Here is a 7,147-nt window from a genome sequence, read left to right on the forward strand (position 1 = left end):
GTGCTTGTGAAGGGCGCCAACGTCGGCTTGTCGGCTGCCGATCCGAGTCTTCCGATGTCTGAGAAGGGTCGCTCTCAGTCTTGCAGTCGACCGCCGGCGGCCGACTGCCATGGACCGTCAAGCAGTCCTTGACTTGGTGCCTTGCCCGATGTCAACCTGACTCCCCCGGCCGCTTGCCGAGCTTGTCGAAGCCCTGGCGAGCAGCGCTTCGACAAGCTCAGCGCGAACGGTTTGTGCCAGCAGGCCCTTCGACAGGCTCCGGGCAAACGGTGGGTGTCACAGATGTTGAAAGGGCGGCAGCCGCCTCGCACGCCGCCACACCAGCACCGGCAGCCGCAGCAGGAACTCCAGCATCAGCCGCGCGTGCATCCACGTCAGCAGCACGTTGTCGCGCCCGTAGCGGAAGTGCGAGACGCCGCCCTCCTCCGCCGTCAGGTACTTCACCGGCGCCGGCAGGTTGATCGGCGCCACACCGCGCCACGCAAGCCGCACCACCGCCTCGGTGTCGAAATCGAAGCGCCGCATCCATGGCTGGCGCTTCATCACCGCGATCAGCGGCCCGATCGGGTACACGCGGAAGCCGTACAGCGAATCGCCGATGCCGGCGTTCAGCGTCTCCAGGTCGGTCCAGCCGTTCGAGATGCGCCGGCCGCGCACCCGCAGCAAGGGTGCCGATGCATCGAACACCGGCTTGCCCAGCACCATCGCATCGGGGTGCTCGGCCGACTTCGCCATGAACTGCGGGATCAGCCCGGCCGGGTGCTGCCCGTCCGAATCCATCGTCAGCACATGCGTGAAACCCGCGTCGCGCGCCGCCTGCAGCCCGGCCAGCACGGCTGCGCCCTTGCCCTGGTTGCGCGGCAGCACGATCACGTGCAACTGCGCATCGGCCTCGGCCAGGCGCTGCAGCCCCTCGGCCGTTCCGTCGGTGCTGCCGTCCACCACCACCCACACCGGCGACCACTGCGCGCGCGCCGCGCGCACCGTCTCGTACACCGTCGCACCGGTGTTGTAGCTCGGGATCAACACCGCATGCCGCATGCTCACGTCAGCTCTTTCCTGAAATACGTTTCCAACTCGTCCAGCGGCAGCGCCGCGCCGTCCCGCGGCTCGAAGCGCTCGCCCAGCCGCAGCCGGAACGCCATCGGGAACGGCGGCACGCGCCAGATCGGCCAGCCCTTGCGCAGATACGGCGACTCGGTCTCGATGAACACCGTCTGGATCGGCACGCCGGCCTTGTGCGCGATCGCCGTCACGCCCGGGCGGAACGGGCTCAGCGCCACCCCGGCCTCGGTGCGCGTGCCCTCAGGGAACATCACCAACTGCGCACCGTCGCGCAGGTTCGCGATCGCGTGCCGCAGCATCGTGCGCGGCGAATCGTTCGGGATGTAGCGCGCCAGCCGCGCGCCGGCGCCGAGGAACACGTTGCGCATCAGGTCGCCCTTCATGATGCAGACGCCGCGCCGCAGCCGCGCGACGATCAGCAGCGCATCGACCATGCTCGGGTGGTTGGCCACCACCACCAGCCCGGTCGCATCGTCGTTCAGGCGATCAAGCGCCTGGCTGTCGACCTCCATCAGCCCGAACGCGGCCGCGAGGTTCCAGAACACGCGGTACGAACTCGCCACCACATGCCGCCCGATGGCCTGCGCCCGCTGCCGAGGCACCAGCGGCAGCATCAGCGCAGCGATCAGGTTCCAGCCGAGCGACGCCAAGCCCAGCCCGAGCAGCAGCAGGTAGAAGCACGCGAGCTGCCAGCCGCGCCGGATCATGGGGGCGACGGCTCCGCAGCCGACGCGATGCCGTGCGCCTCGACCTCGACCAGCAGGTCGGCGCGGCACACGTCGGCGCGCAGGTAGATGGCGTTGCGCAGCGCCGGCGCATCGGCACCCAGCCGCTGCGCCAGCACCTCGCGCACCCGCGGCAGGTCGCTCGCGTGGCGGACGTAGACGGTGCAATCGAGCATGTCGACACGGTGCGCCCGCGGCCCGATCGTGCTCAGCGCGTTGGCCGCGTCGACCACCGCGGCGACGTTCGCGAGCGTCTCCTCGGTCTGCCGGGCCACGTCGCCCACATGCAGCGTCTGGTGTCCGACGATGCTGGCGGTGCCCGACAGGAACAAGGCCTCGCGCCCGCCGCCGATCGACGCCAGCGCGCCGCGCGAGAAGGTCGGCGCGCGCGGGCCGTACTGCGACGGGTAGCGGTAGGCACTGACCTGGCGCGGGTTCTCGACCGCGCGCGGCGCCTCGCGCCCGGCCAGGAAATGCACCGTCAGCGGCCCCTGCGTGGTGCCGAGCGCACAGGCCGCCGGCGCGCCGTCGAACGCGCTGCGCCGCGCGGCCAGGAACGCATCCTGCCGGCCGATGTTGAACTGCCGGTAGCGCTCCAGCGGATCGCCCGCGTCGCACCCGTTGATGTCGGCCACGTAGTTCCACACGCGCAGCAGGTGCGCAAAGCCCTCGTCGCGCAGCAGCTGGAACAGCTCGTCGTAGACCTGCCGCGCCGCGGCGCAGATGCCGCCCGGCCAGGTCCGGTCGTCGATGCACAGCGTGCCCATCAACCACTGCCCGTCGCTCACGAAGCGCGCGGCACCGCGGCGCTGCTCGTGCAGCGTGCCGGGCACGCTCCAGGTCTCGGTGACCGGGCCGGCGGGGTACAGCAGCGCGGGGGCGGCAATGTGCCGCGGCTCTTCGCCCGTGTGGATGCGGAGGTCGAGCGCCGGCGTGGCAGTCGATTCGAAGGCGCGACGGAACTGCAACGGGGAGGACAAGGGGAGTGGCGGAGGGGACAGCAGCAGGTCGCGCATCCAGCGAATTTTAGGGGAGCGCCGCACCGTTCCGGCGCATGGCGCGCCGTCCTACAGCGCGTCGGCCTCAGGGTGATCCAGCCAATTCGCGAAATCGTCACGAAGCCGTTCGCTTTCCTGCAACGCGCGGGTCCACACCGCCTGCCGGCCGGCCACGTCCTCGCCCCAGGATTTGAAGTCGGCCCGGTCGGGCAGCTTGCCGTGCGGCAGCGTCGCGATCCATTCCGGGTTCGGGTACAGCACGATCAGGTTGTCGAGCATCGCGCTGGCGCGGTGGCGGCGCTTGAAGCCCTTGTCGAGCCAGCCCGGCACCACCGTCCTCTGGAAGTGCGGGTACAGCGCCAGGCCGTCGTGCATCGACGCGTAGTCGAGGTGCAGGTGGTAATCGGTGATGCCGCCGTCCCAGTAGGCGCCGGGGGGCCCGCCGGGGATGTCGTGCACCGCGTCGAGCCAGAACGGGATCGAGCAGCTCGCGAGGATGCTCGCACGCAGGTTCGAGCCATCGAGCGCGGCCGTGTGCGTGCGGTAGTCGGTGAGCGACAGCGGCAAGGCATCGCGCGGGTCCGAGAACACGACGCGCTCCAGCCAGCCGCCCATCGCGCGGCGGCTCACGGCATTGGCCGCGAACGCGCCCAGGTAGCCGATCGGCGTGCGCAGCCGCCCCTGCCGGCCCAGCACGTGCCGGCCGCGGCTCGTGAAGACGTGCAACCGGTAGCGCGGATGCTGCAGCACCTGCGCCTCGCGCGCGCCGAACTGGCGCACCAGGTTGTCGGCGAACACCTGGCTGACGTGGGTCGCGGTCGGTTGCCTGCCGGGCGCGTGCTCGTACTGCTGGCCGATGTAGTCGGCGGCCATCTGCGCCAGCTCGCGCGCCGGGTCGTCGAGGCAGCCGGTGGCCATGCGCCACGCACCGATCGATGCGCCGAGCAGGTGCACCGTGTGGTCGCTGCGCGGCAGCCAGTCGCCGAACAGGAAGCGATCGAGGTGGTTCAGCGCCAGGCCCTTCGGCCCGCCGGCCGCGGCCGGGATGGCCCGCACATCCTGCGGGCGCAGGCCGTCGCGGCGCAGGTGCTCGCGCGCCTTCGGACCGGCGGCGACGAACAAAGCCTTCAAGGCCAAGCCACTCCCCAGGATCCGGCTTTGCCGGGCCGATGGGAGGAGCCCCTTGGGGGCAGGAGCGCAGCGACTGGGGGGCTCACATGTCTCGCTTGATGACGCCGCAGGCGATGCGGGCGCCGGAGTTGCCGGTCGGCTGCGTTGCGTAGTCGTCCTGGCTCGCGTGCACGATCAACCCGCGGCCGACCAGGTCGGTCGGGCCGGAGCCGATGGTGACGTCGCTGAGCAGGAATTCGAACTCGGCCACGCCGCTCGCATCGGCGGTGATCGCCGGGATGTCGCCGGCATGGTGGTCGCCGAGCGGCGAACCGTGCGGCTTGTTGGTCGGGTTGAAGTGGCCGCCGGTGCTCATGCCGTCGCCGCTGGAGCAGTCGCCCTTCTCATGGGCGTGGAAACCGTGGTCCTGGAACGGCTTCAGGCCGCGCACCTTGCCCTTGACCAGCACGCGGTCGTCGACCATCTGGAAGGTGACGACGCCTTGCGCGGCATTGCCGTTGGTGGGCAGCAGGATGGCGGTGGCGCTCGGGCCGGGCTTGTGCGCGCAGGCGCCGAGCAGTGCCGCGGCACCGAGTGCGGCGACCAGGGCCAGGGATCGAAGACGTGTGTTCATCGCTGTGATACTCGGTGAGGTGTCTGAAGTGTCATGCCGCGGATGGTGCCCTGGATCGCCGGTCCTGGCTCAGCGCTTGGTCTGCAGCTTCGCAAACGCGGCCGCCATTGCGGATTGCTGCGTCGCCTGCTGTTGCTGCGGCGCACGCCCGCCGCCCCCACCACCACCAGTGCGCTCGCCCCGCCCCGCCGGCCGGAAGCTGTTGTCGCCCTGGCGCTCGCCGCGCGGCGCGACCACCGCGTCGAGCTTCATCGTCAGCGAGATGCGCTTGCGCGCCATATCGACCTCGAGCACCTTGACCTTGACGATGTCGCCGGTCTTCACGACCTCGCGCGCATCGTTGACGAACTTGTTGCTCAGCTGGCTCACGTGCACCAGGCCGTCCTGGTGCACGCCCAGGTCGATGAAGGCGCCGAACTGCGCGACGTTGCTGACGGTGCCTTCGAGCGTCATGCCCGGCTGCAGGTCCTTCAGGTCCTCGACGCCGTCGTTGAAGCGCGCCACCTTGAAGTCGGGGCGCGGATCGCGGCCCGGCTTCTCCAGCTCGGCGAAGATGTCCTTCACCGTGATCGCACCGAACTTCTCGCTCGCGAAGGCCTCGGGCTTCAGCGCGCGGATCACGTCGCTGCGGCCCATCACCTCGGCCGCCGGCTTGCTGACCGCGGCCATGATCTTCTCGACCACCGGGTAGGTTTCCGGGTGCACGCCCGACTGGTCCAGCGGGTTGTCGCCGCCGCGGATGCGCAGGAAGCCGGCGCWYTGCTCGAAGGTCTTGGCGCCGAGGCCGCTCACGTCCAGCAGCTGCTGGCGGTTGCGGAAGGCGCCGTTCGCATCGCGCCAGCGCACGATGCTCGCGGCCACCGCGCTGCTCAGGCCCGACACGCGCGMCAGCAGCGGCGCCGACGCGGTGTTCAGGTCSACGCCCACSSWGTTCACGCARTCYTCGAYCACGGTGTCGAGGCTGCGCGCSAGSTCGCTCTGGTTCACGTCGTGCTGGTACTGGCCGACGCCGATGCTCTTCGGCTCGATCTTCACGAGTTCCGCGAGCGGATCCTGCAGGCGCCGCGCGATGCTGACCGCGCCGCGCAGGCTCACGTCGAGGTCGGGCAGCTCCTTGCTGGCGTACTCGCTGGCCGAGTAGACGGACGCGCCGGCCTCGCTGACCACCACCTTGTCGATGTGCGTGCCCGGTGCCAGCTGCTGGATGCGCTTGATCAGGTCGGCAGCCAGCTTGTCGGTCTCGCGGCTCGCGGTGCCGTTGCCGATCGCGATCAGGTTGACGCCGTGCGTCGCGCACAGCCGGCCCAGCGTGTGAAGCGAGCCTTCCCAGTCGTTGCGCGGCTCGTGCGGGTAGACGGTGTGGGTGTCGAGCACCTTGCCGGTCGCGTCGACCACGGCGACCTTCACGCCGGTGCGGATGCCGGGGTCCAGCCCCATCACGACGCGCGGGCCGGCCGGCGCGGCCAGCAACAGGTCGCGCAGGTTCTCGGCGAACACCTTGATCGCGACCTTCTCGGCCTCTTCACGCAGGCGGCTGAACAGGTCGCGCTCCAGGCTCAGGCTGAGCTTGACCTTCCAGGTCCAGCCGATGGTCTTGCGGATCAGGTCGTCGGCCGGGCGCTTCTTGTGGCTCCAGCCGAGGTGCACCGCGATGCGGCCTTCGGCGATCGTCGGTTGCCCCGGTACCACCTCTTCGTCGAGCACCAGCTTCGCATCGAGGAACTCGAGCGTGCGGCCACGAAACACGGCCAGCGCGCGGTGCGACGGCACGCGGTTGATCGGCTCGTCGTACTCGAAGTAGTCGCGGAACTTGGAGATGTCGGGGTGGTTGACGTCCTTGCCGTCCATCAGCTTGGAGCGCAGCAGGCCTTCGTCCCACAGCCAGGCGCGCAGCTTGCCGACCAGCGCGGCGTCTTCGGCCCAGCGCTCGCTGAGCAGGTCGCGCACGCCGTCGAGCACCGCCAGCGCATCGGCGAAACCGCCTTCGGCATTGATGAAGGCCACCGCCTCGGCGGCCGGGTCGAGCGACGGGTCGGCGAACAACTTGTCGGCCAGCGGCTCCAGCCCGGCCTCGCGGGCGATCATGCCCTTGGTGCGGCGGCGCGGCTTGAACGGCAGGTAGAGGTCTTCGAGCTCCTGCTTGGTGGGGGCCGCCTCGATCGCGGCACGCAGCGCGGGGGTCAGCTTGCCCTGCTCGTCGATGCTCTTCAGCACGGCCTCGCGGCGGTCTTCGAGTTCACGCAGGTACGAGAGGCGGGATTCGAGCTCGCGCAACTGGATGTCGTCGAGGTTGTCGGTGGCTTCCTTGCGGTAGCGGGCGATGAAGGGCACCGTCGCCCCGCCGTCCAGCAGTTGCACCGCGGCATTCACTTGCGCCGGCCGAACCTTCAGTTCGGCGGCGATCTGCAGAAGAATCTTGTCCAAGACGAGGGGGCCCGCAGCGGGGCGGCAAAGCACGAAAGCGGCGGAGTTTGCCACACGGTCATCCCTGGGGGCCCGGGCGGATTTGTCACCGTTTGCTATGCTCGCGGCCTTCGCGCCGTCCGTCTTCGATGTCCCACCGCCCCTTCGCCCTCACCCGTGCCTCGCGCCGCATCGCCCTCACGGCCGTGCTG

At 70.1% G+C, this 7,147-nt stretch carries 6 protein-coding genes; all 6 read right to left on the minus strand.

What is annotated here, in order from left to right:
• Positions 1-276 precede the first annotated feature (276 nt).
• On the minus strand, positions 277-1,041 hold the full coding sequence (locus AC1D12_RS19615) for a glycosyltransferase family 2 protein (RefSeq protein ID WP_477827935.1): 765 nt from the start codon (positions 1,039-1,041) through the stop codon (positions 277-279).
• Positions 1,042-1,043: 2 nt separating this feature from the next.
• Entirely contained in the window at positions 1,044-1,772 is a 729-nt protein-coding gene (locus AC1D12_RS19620) for a lysophospholipid acyltransferase family protein (RefSeq protein WP_047511708.1), read from the minus strand.
• Positions 1,769-2,770, minus strand: a complete 1,002-nt coding sequence (locus AC1D12_RS19625; protein ID WP_477842370.1) for a chorismate transformation FkbO/Hyg5 family protein — start codon at positions 2,768-2,770, stop codon at positions 1,769-1,771. Before AC1D12_RS19625 ends, AC1D12_RS19620 begins: the two co-directional genes overlap by 4 nt.
• An 87-nt stretch (positions 2,771-2,857) precedes the next feature.
• Entirely contained in the window at positions 2,858-3,919 is a 1,062-nt protein-coding gene (locus AC1D12_RS19630; RefSeq protein ID WP_477828828.1) for a patatin-like phospholipase family protein, read from the minus strand.
• A gap of 82 nt (positions 3,920-4,001) precedes the next feature.
• On the minus strand, positions 4,002-4,532 hold the full coding sequence (locus tag AC1D12_RS19635; protein ID WP_465112440.1) for a superoxide dismutase family protein: 531 nt from the start codon (positions 4,530-4,532) through the stop codon (positions 4,002-4,004).
• Positions 4,533-4,601: 69 nt separating this feature from the next.
• A complete protein-coding gene (locus AC1D12_RS19640; RefSeq protein WP_477842372.1) occupies positions 4,602-6,956 on the minus strand; it encodes a Tex family protein in 2,355 nt (784 codons plus the stop codon).
• Positions 6,957-7,147 lie beyond the last annotated feature (191 nt).

Source organism: Rhizobacter sp. P1_G5 (genome assembly GCF_056405435.1).